Origin of the sequence: Bacillus sp. FJAT-45066 (assembly GCF_002335755.1) — a bacterium.
Classification (GTDB): Bacteria; Bacillota; Bacilli; order Bacillales; family Bacillaceae_I; genus Bacillus_CD; species Bacillus_CD alkalisoli.
On record NZ_NISQ01000001.1, the window covers coordinates 3,210,317 to 3,227,800 of the forward strand.

14 protein-coding genes and 1 riboswitch are annotated in these 17,484 nt (G+C 38.3%); of the genes, 9 read left to right on the top strand and 5 right to left on the bottom strand.

The features are described from left to right. Positions 1-96 precede the first annotated feature (96 nt). From CDZ92_RS16265 to CDZ92_RS16275, 3 genes are all read left to right on the top strand, one after another. Positions 97-792 carry a tryptophan 2,3-dioxygenase family protein gene (locus CDZ92_RS16265; RefSeq protein WP_096156266.1) on the top strand — a complete coding sequence of 232 codons (696 nt, stop codon included), beginning with the start codon at positions 97-99 and terminating at the stop codon, positions 790-792. A 301-nt stretch (positions 793-1,093) separates the two neighbouring features. After that, a complete protein-coding gene (locus CDZ92_RS16270; RefSeq protein WP_096157037.1) occupies positions 1,094-3,280 on the top strand; it encodes a DNA topoisomerase III in 2,187 nt (728 codons plus the stop codon). A 370-nt stretch (positions 3,281-3,650) separates the two neighbouring features. Further along, entirely contained in the window at positions 3,651-4,751 is a 1,101-nt protein-coding gene (locus CDZ92_RS16275; protein ID WP_096156267.1) for a PRK06851 family protein, read from the top strand. A gap of 561 nt (positions 4,752-5,312) precedes the next feature. Here CDZ92_RS16275 and CDZ92_RS16290 read toward each other — a convergent pair. Further along, the gene (locus tag CDZ92_RS16290; protein WP_096156270.1) at positions 5,313-6,110 is read right to left on the bottom strand and encodes an endonuclease/exonuclease/phosphatase family protein; all 798 of its coding nucleotides are present in this window, start codon (positions 6,108-6,110) and stop codon (positions 5,313-5,315) included. 238 nt (positions 6,111-6,348) lie between these two features. Between CDZ92_RS16290 and CDZ92_RS16295 the strand changes: the two genes are divergently transcribed. Continuing rightward, the gene (locus CDZ92_RS16295; RefSeq protein WP_096156271.1) at positions 6,349-6,864 is read left to right on the top strand and encodes a hypothetical protein; all 516 of its coding nucleotides are present in this window, start codon (positions 6,349-6,351) and stop codon (positions 6,862-6,864) included. A gap of 42 nt (positions 6,865-6,906) precedes the next feature. On the opposite strand, the gene CDZ92_RS16300 is transcribed toward CDZ92_RS16295, so the two are convergent. Next, a complete protein-coding gene (locus CDZ92_RS16300; protein WP_096156272.1) occupies positions 6,907-7,278 on the bottom strand; it encodes a DUF3221 domain-containing protein in 372 nt (123 codons plus the stop codon). Between the two features lie 124 nt (positions 7,279-7,402). After that, positions 7,403-7,506, top strand: a riboswitch (SAM riboswitch). A 106-nt stretch (positions 7,507-7,612) separates the two neighbouring features. Here CDZ92_RS16300 and CDZ92_RS16305 point away from each other — a divergent pair. Then, positions 7,613-8,644: an LLM class flavin-dependent oxidoreductase gene (locus CDZ92_RS16305; protein WP_096156273.1), complete on the top strand. Its 1,032-nt coding sequence runs from the start codon at positions 7,613-7,615 to the stop codon at positions 8,642-8,644. A gap of 82 nt (positions 8,645-8,726) precedes the next feature. Continuing rightward, positions 8,727-9,671, top strand: a complete 945-nt coding sequence (locus CDZ92_RS16310) for an ATP-grasp domain-containing protein (RefSeq protein ID WP_096156274.1) — start codon at positions 8,727-8,729, stop codon at positions 9,669-9,671. Positions 9,672-10,067: 396 nt separating this feature from the next. On the opposite strand, the gene CDZ92_RS16315 is transcribed toward CDZ92_RS16310, so the two are convergent. From CDZ92_RS16315 to CDZ92_RS16325, 3 genes are all read right to left on the bottom strand, one after another. Continuing rightward, positions 10,068-10,973: a DUF1002 domain-containing protein gene (locus CDZ92_RS16315; RefSeq protein WP_096156275.1), complete on the bottom strand. Its 906-nt coding sequence runs from the start codon at positions 10,971-10,973 to the stop codon at positions 10,068-10,070. 575 nt (positions 10,974-11,548) lie between these two features. Further along, positions 11,549-12,907: a YjiH family protein gene (locus tag CDZ92_RS16320; RefSeq protein ID WP_096156276.1), complete on the bottom strand. Its 1,359-nt coding sequence runs from the start codon at positions 12,905-12,907 to the stop codon at positions 11,549-11,551. A 108-nt stretch (positions 12,908-13,015) separates the two neighbouring features. After that, positions 13,016-14,047 carry an HD-GYP domain-containing protein gene (locus CDZ92_RS16325; RefSeq protein WP_096156277.1) on the bottom strand — a complete coding sequence of 344 codons (1,032 nt, stop codon included), beginning with the start codon at positions 14,045-14,047 and terminating at the stop codon, positions 13,016-13,018. Between the two features lie 338 nt (positions 14,048-14,385). On the opposite strand from CDZ92_RS16325, the gene CDZ92_RS16330 reads away from it, so the two are divergent. The 3 genes from CDZ92_RS16330 to CDZ92_RS16340 all read left to right on the top strand — a co-directional run bounded on the left by CDZ92_RS16330 (position 14,386) and on the right by CDZ92_RS16340 (position 17,310). Then, the gene (locus CDZ92_RS16330; protein ID WP_096156278.1) at positions 14,386-15,273 is read left to right on the top strand and encodes a carbon-nitrogen hydrolase family protein; all 888 of its coding nucleotides are present in this window, start codon (positions 14,386-14,388) and stop codon (positions 15,271-15,273) included. A 394-nt stretch (positions 15,274-15,667) separates the two neighbouring features. Further along, entirely contained in the window at positions 15,668-16,174 is a 507-nt protein-coding gene (locus tag CDZ92_RS16335) for a PTS sugar transporter subunit IIA (RefSeq protein WP_096156279.1), read from the top strand. Between the two features lie 314 nt (positions 16,175-16,488). Continuing rightward, positions 16,489-17,310, top strand: a complete 822-nt coding sequence (locus CDZ92_RS16340) for a PRD domain-containing protein (RefSeq protein ID WP_096156280.1) — start codon at positions 16,489-16,491, stop codon at positions 17,308-17,310. Positions 17,311-17,484: the final 174 nt, after the last annotated feature.

The following is a 17,484-nucleotide window of genomic DNA, read 5'->3' on the forward strand; positions in this document are numbered from 1 at the left end:
AATAATACAAAATCTTCATTTGACACATTTCCGCCTACTTGAGTAACATAGGATGTAAGGGGTTACATTTTAAGGGGAAAACGGGGGAAATACATAATGACTGGAAAACCAATAACAGACTATGAAAAATATATCCGTACGGAAGAGCTTCTAAGCTTACAAAAAGAAGGAGCGGCATTAAGTTGTGACGATGAATTAACATTTCAAATGGTTCACCAAATCGCGGAACTGCACTTCAAGCTAATACTTCAATACATTGATCTAGCAGACGGATTGATGCGAGAAAAAGAGGTAGTAAAAGCAACAGATCAACTTCGCCGTATCAACATGCACGTAAAACATTTACCAGCTGTATTTGATATGACGAAAGTAATAAGCCCGATGGATTATCATACCATTCGTCTAGCGTTAGGACGTGGGAGCGGTCAAGATTCACCAGGGTTTAATGCCATTTTGAAAATGGGTCCAACGCTATGGGAGCCGTTTGAAAGCTTACTAAACGAACATTTATTAACCCCTTTAGAATTGCACAAACAAGCTAGCAAGCAACCAGAGCTGTTCGACTTAATGCAAGAATTAACATACTTTGATGAGAACTTCCAAACGTTCCGACACAACCATATTCAACTAGTGCGCAGAATGATTGGTTTAAACACAAAGAGCTTAAAAGGAGTACCAGCGCAAATGCTAGAAAGAGGAGCAAAGTTTGAGTTCTATCCACAGCTTTGGCAAGCAGTATGTGACTTAACAGACTTCACTGGTTCGAGCTATAATCCGAAACCATTAGATTAATAGAAAAGGACCTAGGCAATTTAATTACTGTCTAGGTCCTTTTTTACGCTTCGTATTGAAAAGACTTTCTCATTTCTGTGTAATAGATTGTATACGTTCTATATCCAAAACTATGAAACTTATCTATAGTTAATAAACTCATGTTTATATCCTTCCTATCACCCTATATTTAGCTATTAGACTAAAATATTGAAAAAACGCTATGGAATTAATAGGAGAAGTTTGTCCTTTCGTTGCAACTAACAGGACTTTGTGCAAAGATGGAAGTAGGAAAATGGGTAGTGTAGAAAGGAAAATTAGAATGGCAAAAAAATTAGTTTTAGCAGAAAAGCCTTCCGTAGGTAGAGATATAGCAAGAGTTTTACAATGTGGACAAAAAGGAAACGGTTATTTTGAAGGAAAAGAATATATTGTAACTTGGGCGCTTGGGCACTTAGTGACATTAGCTGATCCAGAAGCGTATGACCCTAAATATAAATCGTGGAAGATCGAAGACTTACCAATGCTTCCAACAGACTTGAAGTTAGTCGTTATGAAACAAACTGGTAAACAATTTTCCGCAGTCAAAAGTGTACTAACAAGAAAAGACGTGACGGAAATCATCATCGCAACAGATGCAGGACGTGAGGGAGAGCTTGTCGCTCGCTGGATTATCGAGAAAGCTCGTGTGAATAAGCCGGTAAAGCGACTATGGATTTCATCTGTAACAGATAAAGCAATAAAAGATGGCTTCCGCAAACTTCGTCCGGGTAAAGACTATGAAAACTTATACCAATCGGCTGTAGCTCGTGCAGAAGCGGATTGGATTGTAGGGCTTAATGCGACAAGAGCGTTAACAACCAGACATAACGCCCAACTTTCATGTGGACGAGTACAAACACCAACGCTTGCGATGATTGCAACGCGTGAAGAGGAAATAAAGGCCTTTACTCCCCAGCCTTATTACGGCTTAAAAGCACAGCATGAAAGTGGATTCTTCCTGCAATGGAGAGATGGCAAAACAAAGGATGTTCGCTCTTTTTCGAAAGAGAAAATAGAAAAATTACATAAAGAACTTGCTAGGAAGCAAGCAGAAATAGTAGAACTCTCGAAAACGTTGAAAAAAAGCTTTGCGCCAGGGTTATATGATTTAACAGAACTACAGCGTGACGCAAATAAGATCTTCGGCTATTCAGCTAAAGAAACATTATCCATCATGCAAAAATTATACGAGCAGCATAAATTGCTAACGTATCCACGTACCGATTCTCGCTTTATATCTACTGACATCGTAGATACGCTAGCGGAACGATTAGATGCAATTAGTGTGAAGCCGTATGCAATGGTGGCGAAGAAGATTTTAGCGAAAGGAATTCGCGCAAACAAGTCTTTTGTGAATGATGAAAAGGTGTCCGATCACCATGCCATCATTCCAACAGAAGAACCTGTGTTTTTGGCAAAACTTTCGGACAAAGAGCGAAAAATATATGATTTGGTAGTAAAGCGCTTTTTGGCTGTCCTACACGCACCATTCGAGTATGAGCAAACAACGGTCGAGGCCCGCATTGGGTCTGAGCACTTTTTTGCAAAAGGAAAAAGGGTTGTAAGTGCAGGCTGGAAAGAGGTTTACGGGAACTTTGTTGATGAGGAAGAGGACGACGTGGATCAAACGTTACCTAAGCTAGAAAAAGGCGAGAAGTTGCCTATTCAGAAAGTGTTGATGACAAGTGGGGAAACGAAGCCGCCGAGTCGCTTTACAGAAGGTACACTTTTATCGGCAATGGAGAACCCATCGAAATTCATGACGGAAACGTCGAAGGACTTAATTAAAACAATCGGCGAAACGGGCGGCATTGGAACGGTTGCAACTCGTGCGGATATTATCGAGAAATTATTTAATAGCTTTTTAATAGAGAAAAAAGGGAAAGACATTCATATTACGTCTAAAGGCAAGCAGCTGTTAGAGCTTGTTCCGGAAGACTTGAAGTCCCCTGCATTAACGGCGAAGTGGGAACAGAAGTTAGGCTCGATTGCAAAAGGAACGTTGAAAAAACAAGCGTTCATTTCAGAAATGAGAAATTATACGAAGGAAATCGTTTCAGAAATCAAATCCAGTAACCAATCATTTAAACATGATAATTTAACAGGTGGAAAATGCCCTGAGTGTAATAAGTTATTGCTAGAAGTGAGTGGCAAGAACGGGAAAATGATAGTCTGCCAAGACCGCGAATGTGGCTATAAGAAAAATGTAGCGAGAGTAACGAATGCACGTTGCCCGAAATGCCGTAAAAAGTTGGAGTTACGTGGAGAGGGAGAAGGTCAAATTTTTGCTTGTAAGTGTGGACATCGCGAGAAGTTATCTACTTTCCAAGAAAAGCGAAAAGGAGCCCAAAATCAAAAGGCGACAAAGCGTGATGTGAATAAATATTTAAAACAAAATAATAACGACGAGCCAATCAATAATGCGCTTGCTGAGCAGCTAGCGAAGTTAGGGTTGGGGAAGAAATGAATTAGTTGGTTAGGCGTTAGTGGTTAGTTGGTTAGGATTTGGAAAACCAACTGTAAAATGCTCTGTAGAGATTGCTCTACAGGGCTTTTCTTTTTTGAGAAAACCGGTAAAAAGTCTTTTTTTTACTTCGGACTAATTAAAAATGAAAAATTCACCCCCGTCCCCAAATTCTCTCTAGCTAACCAACTAATAGGCATACACCTAACCAACCCTCCCTGCATATGTTAAAAAGAATAAGAAATGTTGGTGGACCTATATTAGTTAGTTAGGCGTTAGTGGTTGTTGGTTAGCCCTTTGTTGTTAAAGCCACTCCTAAACCCTAACCAACTAACACCTAACCAACTAACCAACTACCAAAGGGGTGTTATGTTTGGCTGGAAAAGTATTAAATTATTATGCTGGCGGTAACACGGCGCGCGGTTTCTATAGCTTGTATGATTCAAACCTTGAAAACTTAGATAAAGTGTTTATTTTAAAAGGTGGACCAGGGACAGGAAAGTCGTCCCTAATTAAAAAAGTAGCAGCTTACTGGAACGACAAAGGGTATGACATCGAGATGCTACACTGTTCGGCAGACATTCAATCCGTAGACGGTGTGATCATTCGTGCATTAGGTGTAGGCATTGTGGACGGCACGGCGCCGCACGTTATTGAACCGAAGGCACCTGGCGCGGTAGAACAATACGTGAACTTAGGTGAAGCTTGGGACTCTTCCAAACTAAAAGAGAGTAGAAGCTTAATTGAAGAATTCGCAAACAAAAAGAGCGCGGCATATGACGCGGCATACGCAAAATTCAACAAGGCCCTCAAAATTCACGACGAATGGGAAAGATATTTCATTCATAATATGAATTTTGAAAAAGCAAACGAATTAACAAACAATCTTATTAGACAATTTTTTAATGGAAAAATTTTAGACAAAAAAGCCGATGTACGTCATCGTTACCTTGGCGCGGCAACACCTGTAGGGGCTCGCGATTTTGTACCTAACTTAACAGATGGTCTTGAAAAACGTTATTTTATTAAAGGTCGTCCTGGCTCGGGGAAATCTACTATGTTGAAAAAAATAGTGAAGCATGCTGAAGCAAACGGTTTTGACGCAGAGGTATATCATTGTGGGTTTGATCCTCATAGCTTAGATATGGTCATTATAAGAGAGTTAGGATTTGCTATTTTTGATAGTACAGCTCCACATGAATATTTCCCTGAAAGAGATGGAGACGAAATTATCGATATGTACGAGGCAACGATTCGCCAAGGGACAGATGAGCGTTATGAAAAAGAAATTGCCAGTGTTGGTGCAAGATACAAGGCGGCAATGACAGAAGCAATCGCCCTACTAGCTGAAGCGAAAGAATGGCATGAAAAATTAGAGGAAGTATACGTACCAGCAATGGATTACACAATTGTTGATAAATGGACAGAGCATATTCAAACGGAAATTAGGGAAATAGCTGCTAGTAAACAGTAAATAATTTGGTGGGGACAAAATTGCCCAATAAAATATAAGGGAGAGGCCCCAAAAGCACATGAAGAGAGCTCCCATGTTCATTTACACCAAAGAAAAAACCAAAAATGAACATGGAGAGAGCTCCCAAGTTCATTACACCAAAAAAAAAAACCAAAAATGAACATGGAGAGAGCTCCCAAGTATATTTATACCAAAAAAAAAACCAAAAATGAACATGGAGAGAGCTCCCACGTTCATTTACACCAAAAAAAAAACCAAAAATGAATATGGAGAGAGCTCCCAAGTTCATTTACACCAAAAAAAAAACCAAAAATGAACATGGAGAGAGCTCCCAAGTTCATTTACACCAAAAGAAAACCAAAAATGAACATGGAGAGAGCTCCCACGTTCATTTACACCAAATAAAAAACCAAAAATGAACATGAAGAGAGCTCCCAAGTTCATTTTTACCAAAGATAAATTCCAAAATGAACTTGACATGAAAGAGTCCCCAAAGAGCAAGTAGTAGTTAGTTCTTTGGGGCAACTTTAATAAATTCGTTAACCTTTTGCAGCTGCATTTTTACCCAGCTATAACCAACACTTCCACTTCCACCCCATAATGATCAGAGACTACTTCTTTATTTTCACCATTAAAAATAACCTTAGATGATTGAACGGACACTTCAAAGTTAGTTAGAATAAGGTCGATTCGTAAATCTTGCTTATTCTCATCCCAACCAGCAATCTTCCCTTCCACTGTTACGCCAGAATCTCTCTCTACGGCTGCAGTATAAGTATCAATGAACCCATTTTTTAAAAGGAAATCATATCCTTCGCCTCGTATATGAGCACTATTGTTGAAGTCTCCCATGAAGAAAGCCTTCTTCGAATCAAATTTCGAAAGCAACTGTTCCATCTGATACTTTGCAGGTTCTTCTTCATCCCCCCACCAACCTAAATGGCACGAATAAAAGGATAGTGGCTCCCCTTGAAATTCAATCGTCGCTCCGACAATCTTACGAGTTTTCCAAATCGTTGGAACTTCTGCTTTAGAAACAAAAAACGAATCACGGCCGACGATAGGATGCTTTGTTAAAATAGCAACCCCTTCTTCTAACACTTCATACCCATAATGAGCCAAGTCCCAGACTAATGAATAGTCTGAGACGCCTAACTTCTCAAGCTCCATTAACAGAACGTATGCATAATTGTCTTCTTTTACATTGTCATAAACAATCTGCCCATTCTGAGATTGGCTAACCTCTTGAAGAGCAATAACATCATAAGCTTTTTCTTTAATTGTTTCGGCTAAATGCTTTATTTTTGCTTCTTGATTCTCTTCTTGCCACGAGTGGCAGTTTAAGGTTAATAATTTCATTTTTTACGCTCCTAACAAACATTGGATATGTACTCGGTCTAGTAAGTAATTCATTTTATAGTAGTAAATTATAAATTAAAATGCAACAATAAAATATTATTTTGAAAAAACTTTATCATTCTGTAAAATCCCTATTTTGAAAAGATTATTATAATTACGTGAATTGGTAAAAGTATATACTTGTTCTTGAAAAGTGGGTACACTATACAAAAAAAGAATGGAAAAGGGGTTTGAAAACATGAGAAAATATGGATTTTTGGTAGTGTTATCTATACTTTTTGCAGCTTTATTAGTTGGATGTGGCGCAAATAATGGACAAGGAACAGGAAATACTGGTGAATCAGCACCACCAGAACAAGAAACATCAAATGAGGAAAAAAATAATTTTAAAATACTAATGGGTGTGCAGATGGACATGATTCGTACAATTCGTGCAGACATTCAACCATTACTTGCATACGAAAGAGGTGCGGAAGGTGCATCTTTGGAGGAAGCAAAAACAGCAGCAAACACAGTTGCGCAAAACTTACGTAACACAGAAATTTCTTCTGATTTAGACGATCGCGTAAAAGGAGAATTAGAAGAATCAGTAGAGCTTTTCGCTCAATATTTTGAAGCACGTGGTGACGACTTACAAGTTGATGATGAAGAGAAAGTTCAATATGAAAGGCTTGAAGCTTTCCACGAGCAAATTGGCGATGTTTTTGAAGAAGAAGGCTTAATTCGCCCGAACTTTGACAAAGACGTTCAGTAATTTTAAAAAAAGTAGACCCAAAAAGATGTTATCTTCCGGGGTCTACTTTTTTTCTGTGATAATTCTAATAATACTTGCCGTTCCTTGTACTGGATAACTCTCCGCAACAGGACCATCAAATATTACTTCGACCATATCTCCAACTTGAATATCTGAGAACACATGTAACTTACTAAGTGCATCTTTTTGAATAAGTGTATCTTTTGTAATACGTACACTTGCTTTATCAAAATCCGTATCTTCTTCCACTTTTCCTTCTACAAGAATTGCACCATACTCCCCATCTGGCGATATCTCCGTTACAGTTCCTCTAATACCTATTTTCCCGTCTCGATCATTGGCAGTAGTATTGCAGCCGAACAATGAAAACACCATAAAAACCATAGCAGCAATTATTAACATTTTTTTAATCATAAAATTCACCCTTTCCTATTAGTTAGACGGTAGTAAAAATATTTTGTTACAAGCAAGTTCAGGGAGTATTTATTATTTACCTTAAACCAAGTTTTGTGGTAGGATTACTTGTAATTAGATATATTCTTTATCCAGAGTGGCAGAGGGAATGGCCTGATGAAGCCCGGCAACCTAATTTTAAGGTGCTAATTCCAGCAAGATTATGCAAATGTTCTTGAAAGATAAGGAGATAACACAAGTTAAACCAGCCTTCCTTTAATCTTTCATGCATTAGAGAGAGGCTTTTTCTGTATGCATATATAGAAAAAGCTTTGGAAAAAGAGGGGGAACTAGGATGAAATTTGGATTTTGGCTACCTATATTCGGTGGATGGCTTCGCAATGTAGAACAGGAAAACATGCCATCAACGTTTACGTATGCAAAAGAAGTGATTCAAAAAGCTGAGCAATGGGGGTATGATACCACACTAATTGCAGAGCTTTTTTTAAACGATATTAAGGGACCTGAGCAAGACTGTCTAGATGCTTGGTCAACTGCCGCAGCACTTGCTGCAGTAACGGAGAAAATTGAGATCATGACAGCCGTTCGACCTGGGTTCCATAATCCAGCTATTACAGCAAAGGCCGCAGCCAATATTGATCAAATAAGCAATGGTCGTTTTACACTAAATGTCGTATCCGCATGGTGGGAAGAAGAAGCTCGTCAATATGGAGGGATTTTTACAGAACATGATGAGCGATACGAAAGAACGAAAGAGTTCCTTGAAGTGCTAAAAGGGCTATGGACAGAAGAAACTTTTAGTTATGACGGAAAATACTATCATCTTGAAAACACAAAGCTAGCTCCTAAGCCAGTTCAACGCCCAAATCCCATTTTATATGCTGGTGGAGAAAGTGAAAAAGGAAAGCAAGTAATAACAAGTATGTGTGATGCTTATGTGATGCACGGTGGAACGGTTGATGAAGTGGCTGTAAAAATAAATGACATGAAAAATCGACGGATGTCCTCAGGGCAAGCAACTTTACAATCATTCGGCATGGCTGCATACATCATCTGTAAGGATACAGAAGAAGAGGCGCAGCAAGAGTTAGCGCGCATTACGGAAGTAAAAGAGTCCAGTGCCTATGCTGGGTTTAAAGATTTTACAAGCAAGTCTCAGTTAGAACAACAAATTAAACTGCAAGATTATTCCGTCTCCAATAGAGGCTTGCGACCAGGGTTAATTGGCACACCAAGTCAAATTGCTTCAAAAATAAAAGAGTATGAGCGTGTCGGTGTAGATTTATTGTTGCTTCAATTTTCTCCGCAACTAGAAGAGATGGAACGATTTGCAATGGAAGTAATGCCTTTAATGAAGGAAAAGTAATCGTTTCATGATTAATGAACACCAAACCAGACAAATCACATATTGTACAATAAAACCAAGCAGTAAGAGGAGAGGAACATTCTTGGAAAAAATCTATATTATACATGAAAATAAAGAGTGGACAGAGCATTTAACGAAACGATTAGAAGAGCTAAACCTCCCATACGAAGAGTGGCACTTAGACGAAGGAATCGTCCCATTAACAGAAGAGCCACCACAAGGAGTTTTTTACAACCGAATGAGTGCATCTTCTCATACTAGAAATCATCGATTCGCCCCAGAACTAACTGCTGCAACTCTAGCATGGCTAGAACACAACGGACGCCGTGTGAACAACGGTAGCCGAGCACTTCAGTTAGAATTAAGCAAAGTAAATCAATATACAGAATTAGAAAAACACGGAATCAAAACACCAAAAACGATTGCGGCTGTAGGAACAGAGCAGATTATTAAAGCAGCTAAAGCTATTGGAGCAGCTTCTTTTATTACAAAGCACAATCGTGCTGGCAAAGGATTAGGTGTACAGTTATTCCATTCTATCTCAAGTCTAGAAAACTATATAAATAGTCCAGCGTTTGAAGAGCCAGTCGATGGGATTACCCTCATTCAAGAATATATAAAAGCACCACAACCGTTCATTACAAGATGTGAATTCATCGGCGGAAAATTTCTATATGCAGTGCAAGTAGACACGTCTGAAGGGTTCGAGCTTTGCCCGGCAGATGCCTGTCAAATTGGTGATTTGTTTTGCCCAGTTGGAGAAGAAAAAGAAGAGAAGCCGAAGTTTCAAATTATCGAAGGCTTTAACGACCCAATCATTGAAAAATATGAAGCGTTCTTGTGGGATAATAATATCCAAGTAGCCGGAATTGAATTTATTCGTAATGAGAATGGCGAAATATTCACCTACGACGTTAATACAAATACGAATTATAATGCTGATGCAGAAAAAAAAGCTGGGAAATATGGCATGCTAGAATTAGCCAAATTTTTAGGCAGTCAGTTGAAGATAAAAGAGGAAGCATGAGGGATCTGGTAACGGGTTAAATGTAAATTAACAAAAGAAATAGTGTTTGTTAAAAAGAAATAAAAGTGCTGGTGGTGTGTCCGACTCCTGCGGGAGAGGGCAGGCTGGTGAGACCCCGCAGAGCCCTTGGGCTTGAGGAGGCTCACCGCCTCCCCCGCGGAAAGCGGACACACCACCGGCACGGTTTTTGAAACGAAAGAAAAGGTGCTAGAAAATATTTTCTATACACCCTTTTCATTTATTATTTGAATCAATTTCATAATTACTATTCGTTTAGTGAAAAACGAATGTTCCGTTTATTATAATTAAATAACGTTCGATATTAAACGTAAATTATATTAAAAAACAGGTTTAATATTCGTTTTTCATTTAGTAATTGTACATCATGAAACTCACTCATTTAAATAAGTTAGAAATAGTTTGGAATAGATCACGGAAAAACTCTTTTACACTTTCCCAAAAACCTGTATTTCCAACTAAGCTTTCAATACGATTTTTAATATCTTTGGAGATATCCTCTAACTGCTGACGAACATTATCAAAATTAATATTAAGTGCGCGCATCTTTTCAAAAAGGTCGATTAAAAGCTGGCGATCCTCTGCACTAAGCTCAATATTTAATTTCTTTAATTGTTCCTCTACAATACGCTCAACATCTTCACGAGTTGCTGGGTTTTGTTCAGCAATTTGCTTTTTAATTTCTGTAAGTAGTTCACTTACTTTTTCTTTGTCGATATCTTTTGCAAGTCTTGTAGCTAAACTTAATTCTTCGTTCGCAACTTCCATGCGATCTTTGTCTAACTCTTCACCTGCAACTTCGTATGCTTTATAAATTCCTACTAAAGCCGAGTGGCCACTAACACGAACAGGTGAAGCTACTTGAACTAGAGCGTCCTCGACACCTGCTGTTAAAAGCGCATTCGCATACATTTCATTTGTCACTTCTGTAATATTATCTGGAGTTACTTGTTCAATAACAAGGCCTTCGCCACTTTCTTTTCTAGTAATCTTAGCGGAAGAGAACATACGAGAACTACGATCTCCACCAATATATTTTACTAAGTCGTCCCCTGTTACTGAAATTTCTTCTACCATTGCAGTGTCTGTAACGTTTAACAATCTTCTTACTTCAGCTTTTTGTTCATCTGTTAAGTTCCCCCCATACACTACAATAGGAAGTCCGAACTTTTCATTTATACTATCTTCTGTATCTCCACCAGCTGCACTAGCAATTGTTGCAAAACCTGTTAAAAGCACTAGCAAACTAACGATAAACATCTTGAACCAACGTTTAAATATCATGTTAACTTCTCCTTTAATTACTATAATTTTAGCTTGTCTAATACAGAGTCGTTTGAGAAAAATATACAGGAATTGTCCGACTTTTACAATTAAAATCATTAATAACATATGTACAAGCAGTAAAAAAAGAACTGATTGCGCCAAGGAAGTATTTTTAAAAAGCTTACTTTTATTTTGGCTATGTTAAAGGTTGCTGTTGATTTCCGTGCAAGGCTTCGCTTTCCGCGGACGGTAAAAAGGAAGGTTATTTTCACAGTCGTGAAAAAACCTACTCCTCGGCGCAAGCGCCTGTGGGGTCTCCCGCTTCCCGCTTCTCCCGCAGGAGTCTCAGCCTTGCACGGAAATCAACAGGTAATTATATAAATATCAACACTAAGACACAGCCATAATTTTAAAAAAACGTGCCGGTTGGATGACCGCTTTCCGCGGGGGAGGCGGTGAGCCTCCTCGAGTCCAAAGGCTCTGCGGGGTCTCACCAGCCTGCCCTCTCCCGCAGGAGTCGGTCATCCAACCGGCACTTAAATAATATTGTAAATTCTTTATACTTTTCAAGCAGTTTTGTTCACTCTATAATCTTAAAAGAAAAGATGAGCCATTGCTGCGATAACTGGTAATGTGATTAATGTACGTAAGATAAAGATGATAAATAAATTTTTCAATGAAATAGGTACTTTGGAGCCTAATAAAACGCCCCCGACTTCTGATAAATAAATTAACTGTGTTACAGACACACAGGCAATGACGAAGCGAGTAAGTTCACTTTCAATTCCGCTACCGATAATGGCTGGTAAGAACATATCCGCAAACCCGACAATCATTGTTGCAGAAGCTTCTCTTGCTTCAGGAATCTGTAACAACTCTAAGATCGGAATGAACGGCATGCCTAACCATTGGAACACTGGTGTATTTTCAGCTAAAACAAGCGCAATCGTACCAAATGTCATTACAATTGGAATAACACCCATCCACATGTCTAAAACATTTTTCCCACCATCTTGGAAAAACTTAGGCACACTTTGGTTTTGCCTAGCACGCTTCACAGCCGCGGATAATCCCCATTTAAAGGAAGAAGTCCCAGCTGGAATTAACTCTTGTTGCCCTTTTGCCTCCCCGTTGTAATACGTATCAGGTATACGAGATAACGGCGGAATACGCGGCATAATAATCGCGGCGATAATACCGGCAATAGCAATTGTTAAATAAAACTCTCCAAACATATGTGTTAACTTAACTTCTGAGATAACAACTAAACTAAATGTAATCGAAACGATCGAGAACGTCGTACCGATTACGGCCGCTTCTCTTTTCGTATAATAGCCTTCTTCATATTGTTTACTAGTTAATAGAACTCCGATTGTTCCGTCCCCTAACCAAGACGTTAACGAGTCGATAGAAGAACGACCTGGTAATGTAAAGACAGGGCGCATAAACTTTGTTAATAACGCACCGAACAACTCTAGTAAACCGAAGTTTAATAGTAAAGGTAAAAATAACCCTGCAAATAAAAATACCGTAAATAATAGAGGTAATAAGCCTTCTAACAATAGCCCACCTGTATATTCAGACCAAATAGCTTCTGGACCTACTTGGAAATAAGTAAGTAAAGCTAAAACCATCCCTAAAACGCGAATAATTGTCCATACTGGTGACACGTTGAACAACGAATTGAAAAAGCTATCATCTTTTATAAATTGAGGATTTTGCTTTTTCAGTCCTTTAACAAGTAATGTTGCAAGAGCTGTAAGTGTAATGATTATCGTCATGATTAACGGTAATTGTGGCTCTATTAGTCCTTTTAAGAATCCAGCTAGAATAGCAACTGGAATAGTAAAGCCTTCCTCTAGTGGAACAGGAAACATGAATAATAAAATACCGATTAAAGAAGGTACAACAAATTTTAAAATATTGATCGTACGAAAATTTTGTGAATCCATTTTTTAATCCCCTTATGTACTGTCGATAATTATGCAATACATGTTATTTTAATACAAAACTGAAATTTTTCAATAGAAAATATAGTAAAATACAAATTGTTTAACGTCTTATGTGGCAAAATCAAGTATTTCTATTTCTTTATGCTTTCTTAAGTCAATAAAATGATCATCCATTTTAATTATTGGTAAGTGTGGCTCATCTGAATGAATAAATATAATTTCTGCAAAACGCCCGTTGTTAAGTACCACTTCATCACGAATATGATTAGAAAACATATATTGTACGAATGGAGTAACAATAGCTGGATTAAGACGATTTAACTTAGCTTCCTGCATTAAAATCTTCGTCGTGACAAATATATTTTGTTTTGGTCGGTAACTTCGATTAGAACTGATGGCGTCATATACATCCGCAACAGAAAGTATTTGTACAAAAAACGGGATCCGGTTATTTTTTAACCCTGCCGGATATCCACTTCCATCTAAACGCTCATGGTGCAAAAGTGTACCTTGTAAAATAAGTGGATGAATATACGGTACATTCTTTAGCATGTCATAACCATACGTTGTGTGCTTTTGTATTTCTTGCCATTCTCGCTCATTTAATTGTCCAGGCTTTTGAATGATATCTTTATCGATCAACAGTTTGCCCACATCGTGAAAAAGTCCCATCTGGCCTAAAAGCTTAATATCTTTCTTATCATAATTTAATATTTTTGCAATTAAGGATGCATAGATACTCACGTTCATGCTATGTGTGTAAGTATAATTATCGTAACTTCTAACTTGCTGGATATAACGAATAAATACAGGGTCTTCTACTAACTGATCGACAAGCGGATTTAACATCTGATACAGCTCATCTAGTGGAGGCAACTTGTCCTTTTCAATACTAGAAAATATCGATTGAAAAGACTCTACACTAGTTTGATAGAGAGACTTTACCTGTTCGAATTGTTCATATTTAATATAAGCAGACTCAGCTACCAATAAAGACGGATGAAAGTAATACTCATGCTGTTGTAATTTCTCTATATGTGTTTGAGACAATACGGTGCCTTTTGTTAACAAAAGACTCCCATTTATAGAGTAAATATCATCTACGATTACTTTTCCGATGTGTAAAGCGGTTATTTTCATAATATACCCTCATCACGTATATTTTTAGTACTTTTATTATATAGGATAATAGTATTAAAAAGTACAGAAAATTTAAAAATATCTAGTAAATATGCCGTTTTTCTAATAGGAATTTATAAATTGGTTAAATTTTTCATAAGGAGGGAACCGTTTTTCCTTTTAAACATAAACGAATGCAGAAAATTCAACCCAATATTCACCACCTTTTTTTAATACCCTAATAAACTACTTTTAACGAAAAAATGTTATAGTAGATTTGTTTGAATTTTTTCCAAACATATACGGGTTCGCGTTACCGAATACGCGCTCCATTTTAATATGATTAGGGGGTAGGCAAATTGCGTATACGTGCTTCTGCTGTGCAATATCATTTGCACACGATTACAAGTTTTGAAGATTTCGCAAATCAAGTCATTCATTATGTAAAAATGGCCGCTGAATTTGATGCGGATTTTATATTGTTTCCTGAATTTTTTACAACGCAACTTTTATCATTTGAGAAAGATGGTAGACAGCAAACGATAAATGACTTACCATCCTATACGGAATTGTACTATCAGTTATTTACGGGAGTTGCAGCGCAAACGGGCATGCATATTATTGCCGGAACGCACATTATTGAGCGCGCGGGAAAACTGTATAATGTGGCACATCTTTTTTATCCAGACGGGACAGTTGCCGAGCAACCGAAACTTCACTTAACACCGACAGAAGTGGAAGAATGGGGTATAACACCAGGCGAATCTTTACAAGTGTTTGAAACAGAAAAAGGCAAGATTTCAATGGTTACTTGTTACGATATGGAATTTCCTGAAGTTGTACGCTTAACAAAAGCAATGGGGGCGGATGTCGTGTTCGCACCATCATGTACAGATGATCGCCACGGTTTCCACCGAGTCCGCTACTCTTGTCATGCGAGAACCATTGAGAATCAAATCTATGTTGTCACAACAGGCACAATCGGTTCTTTACCTACTGTTGACTTTATGCGAGGTAACTTTGGGCAAGGTGCCATTCTTTCCCCTAACGACGTACCGTTTCCACCGAAAGGAATTGTCGCAGAAGGTGAACTCAATACAGACATGGTCATTACAGGTGACTTAGATATCTCTCTTTTAGAAAAAGTAAGAGAAAGTGGCTCTGTCACAACATGGCGCGACCGCCGTTCCGACTTCTACCCAGACTGGGAAGAACTAGTCAAGAACGCAGCCATCTTCAAAAAATAACAATCTAGTTGACAAAACCTTATTTTTTCTTTAAGTTTTTAAAAAGAATGGTTATGTTAGATTTTATTTTTTGTCTGTGTTAAAGGTTAGTGTTGAGTTTTTGATACCTTTTTAGCTGTTGATTTCCGCGCATATCGGAGACTCCTGCGGGAGAAGCGAGTAGCGAGAGACCCCACAGGCGCCGATGCGCCGAGGAGGCTCTCGACTCGCCCGCGGAAAGCGAAGATATGCGCGGAAATCAACAGCGGCCTTTTAACAGAGTCTATTTTAAAAAAACAAAATATATAGGATTGTTACTGCTACCAGCAGGCAAGACCTAATGCACATGTTTAACATGGCCGCATTAGGTCTATTTGTTTTTTATCAGAATATTTCAAAAGGAGTGCTAACAAACATGTCATTTTTCAAAAAGTTAATCGGCGGTAAAGAAGAAGTATCAAAAGACGGAGCAATCATTGCACCACTAACAGGAAGATTCGTACCATTAGAAGAAGTACCAGACCCAGTTTTTGCACAAAAAATGATGGGTGACGGCTTTGCCATTGAACCAACAGAAGGTACAGTTGTATCTCCGGTAGAGGGTGAAATCGTTCAATTTTTCCCAACAAAACATGCCATCGGAATTAAAACAGCATCTGGAGTAGAAGTGCTAATCCATGTAGGTTTAGAAACAGTAAGCATGAACGGCGAAGGTTTCGAAGGCCACGTACAAGTTGGCGACAAAGTAAAAGTTGGAACTAAACTAATTAGCTTTGACTTGGCGTTAATCGCAGAAAAAGCGAAAAGCACTGTGACACCGATTATTATGACAAACGGTGATGTGCTAGAAACGTTCACAAAAGAAACAGTATCAGAGGCAGTTGCAGGAGATACAACATTAGCAACGTTTATTGTAAAATAACTTTTTTTTACTAATAGCAATTGCTTGTACAAATAAAGCAGATATTCGCGGAAGGTATGAGACTCCTGCGGGAGAAGCGTGACAAGGGAGACCCACAGGCGCTTGCTCCGAGGAGTAGGTTTCTTCACGACAGTGAAAATAACCTACCTTTACCGCCCGCGGAAAGCGAATACCTTCCGCGAATATCTGCAGTTAGTACCCTGGATGATTTTGATTAGTTATTCAATTTTGCATAGCCTCCGAATTTGTTATAATAAAGGGACATAAGGTAGGTGCCTAACACTACCAACTTATCATGTTGGGAGCGTACAAACGTGAGAATAAGCAAGATACTAAATAACAATGCGGTTGTAGTAAAAGAAGCTGGACAAGAAAAGATCGTAATGGGTAACGGGATTGGTTTTCAAAAAGGAAAGAACGATATTGTCGCTAAAAATAAAATTGAAAAAATCTTTGTCATGAAAGATGGCAATGATAAATTCCAAGAAATGTTAGCAACATTACCTGAAGCACATATAGAGATTGCCGAACAAATTATTAGCCATGCGGAAGGTGTGTTGCAAGTACCACTTAGCAACCACATTCATATTGCCTTAACGGACCACTTATCATTTGCGATAGAGCGTTTACAAAAAGGATTTGCCATACAAAACAAGCTCCTGAATGAAATTCGTACGCTTTACCGCAAAGAATTCGAAATTGGAATATGGGCGAAACAGCTAATAAAGGAACGATTAAATGTTGAGATTCCGGAAGATGAGGTGGGCCACATTGCGCTTCATATTCATACGGCAAAACTTGGTTCAAAAAGCATGACCGAAACATTACAACATACAACAATCATTAGTGAACTAATCGACCTAATTGAGAAAACGTTAGATGTAAATGTAGCCGAACAAAGTATGTCCTACCAGAGGCTCGTATCACATTTAAGATTCGCTTTAGGAAGAGTAGAAGGAGAAGAGCAATTCGACTCCATGGACGAAGACATGTTAGAACTGTTGCGTGTGAAATATGACAAGGCTTTTTCTTGTGCACAGCAAATAGCTGACTATTTGCATACAGAATATAACTTTGACTTTCCGCCATCGGAAGTAGGTTATATCACACTTCACGTTCAACGGTTACTGAAGTAATTCCCTATTGACGAATCTTGTCGAAACATCTACAATGTAAACGTATACACAACTTAACATTTTTAACAGGATTGTTACTGACTTAGCAGGCAAGACCTAAAATTCGTTCGCTGGAACTATCAAAGTTTCTAGCCACGTTTTTTAGGTCTTTTTTTGTTTTTAAGTGTGAACTAG

Bases quoted from the DNA above. Each gene is read 5' to 3' on its own strand.
- CDZ92_RS16265 (WP_096156266.1), top strand. From the start codon at position 97: ATGACTGGAAAACCAATAACAGACTATGAAAAATATATCCGTACGGAA.
- CDZ92_RS16270 (WP_096157037.1), top strand. From the start codon at position 1,094: ATGGCAAAAAAATTAGTTTTAGCAGAAAAGCCTTCCGTAGGTAGAGAT.
- CDZ92_RS16290 (WP_096156270.1), bottom strand. From the start codon at position 6,110: ATGAAATTATTAACCTTAAACTGCCACTCGTGGCAAGAAGAGAATCAA.
- CDZ92_RS16295 (WP_096156271.1), top strand. From the start codon at position 6,349: ATGAGAAAATATGGATTTTTGGTAGTGTTATCTATACTTTTTGCAGCT.
- CDZ92_RS16300 (WP_096156272.1), bottom strand. From the start codon at position 7,278: ATGATTAAAAAAATGTTAATAATTGCTGCTATGGTTTTTATGGTGTTT.
- CDZ92_RS16305 (WP_096156273.1), top strand. From the start codon at position 7,613: ATGAAATTTGGATTTTGGCTACCTATATTCGGTGGATGGCTTCGCAAT.
- CDZ92_RS16315 (WP_096156275.1), bottom strand. From the start codon at position 10,973: ATGATATTTAAACGTTGGTTCAAGATGTTTATCGTTAGTTTGCTAGTG.
- CDZ92_RS16320 (WP_096156276.1), bottom strand. From the start codon at position 12,907: ATGGATTCACAAAATTTTCGTACGATCAATATTTTAAAATTTGTTGTA.
- CDZ92_RS16325 (WP_096156277.1), bottom strand. From the start codon at position 14,047: ATGAAAATAACCGCTTTACACATCGGAAAAGTAATCGTAGATGATATT.
- CDZ92_RS16335 (WP_096156279.1), top strand. From the start codon at position 15,668: ATGTCATTTTTCAAAAAGTTAATCGGCGGTAAAGAAGAAGTATCAAAA.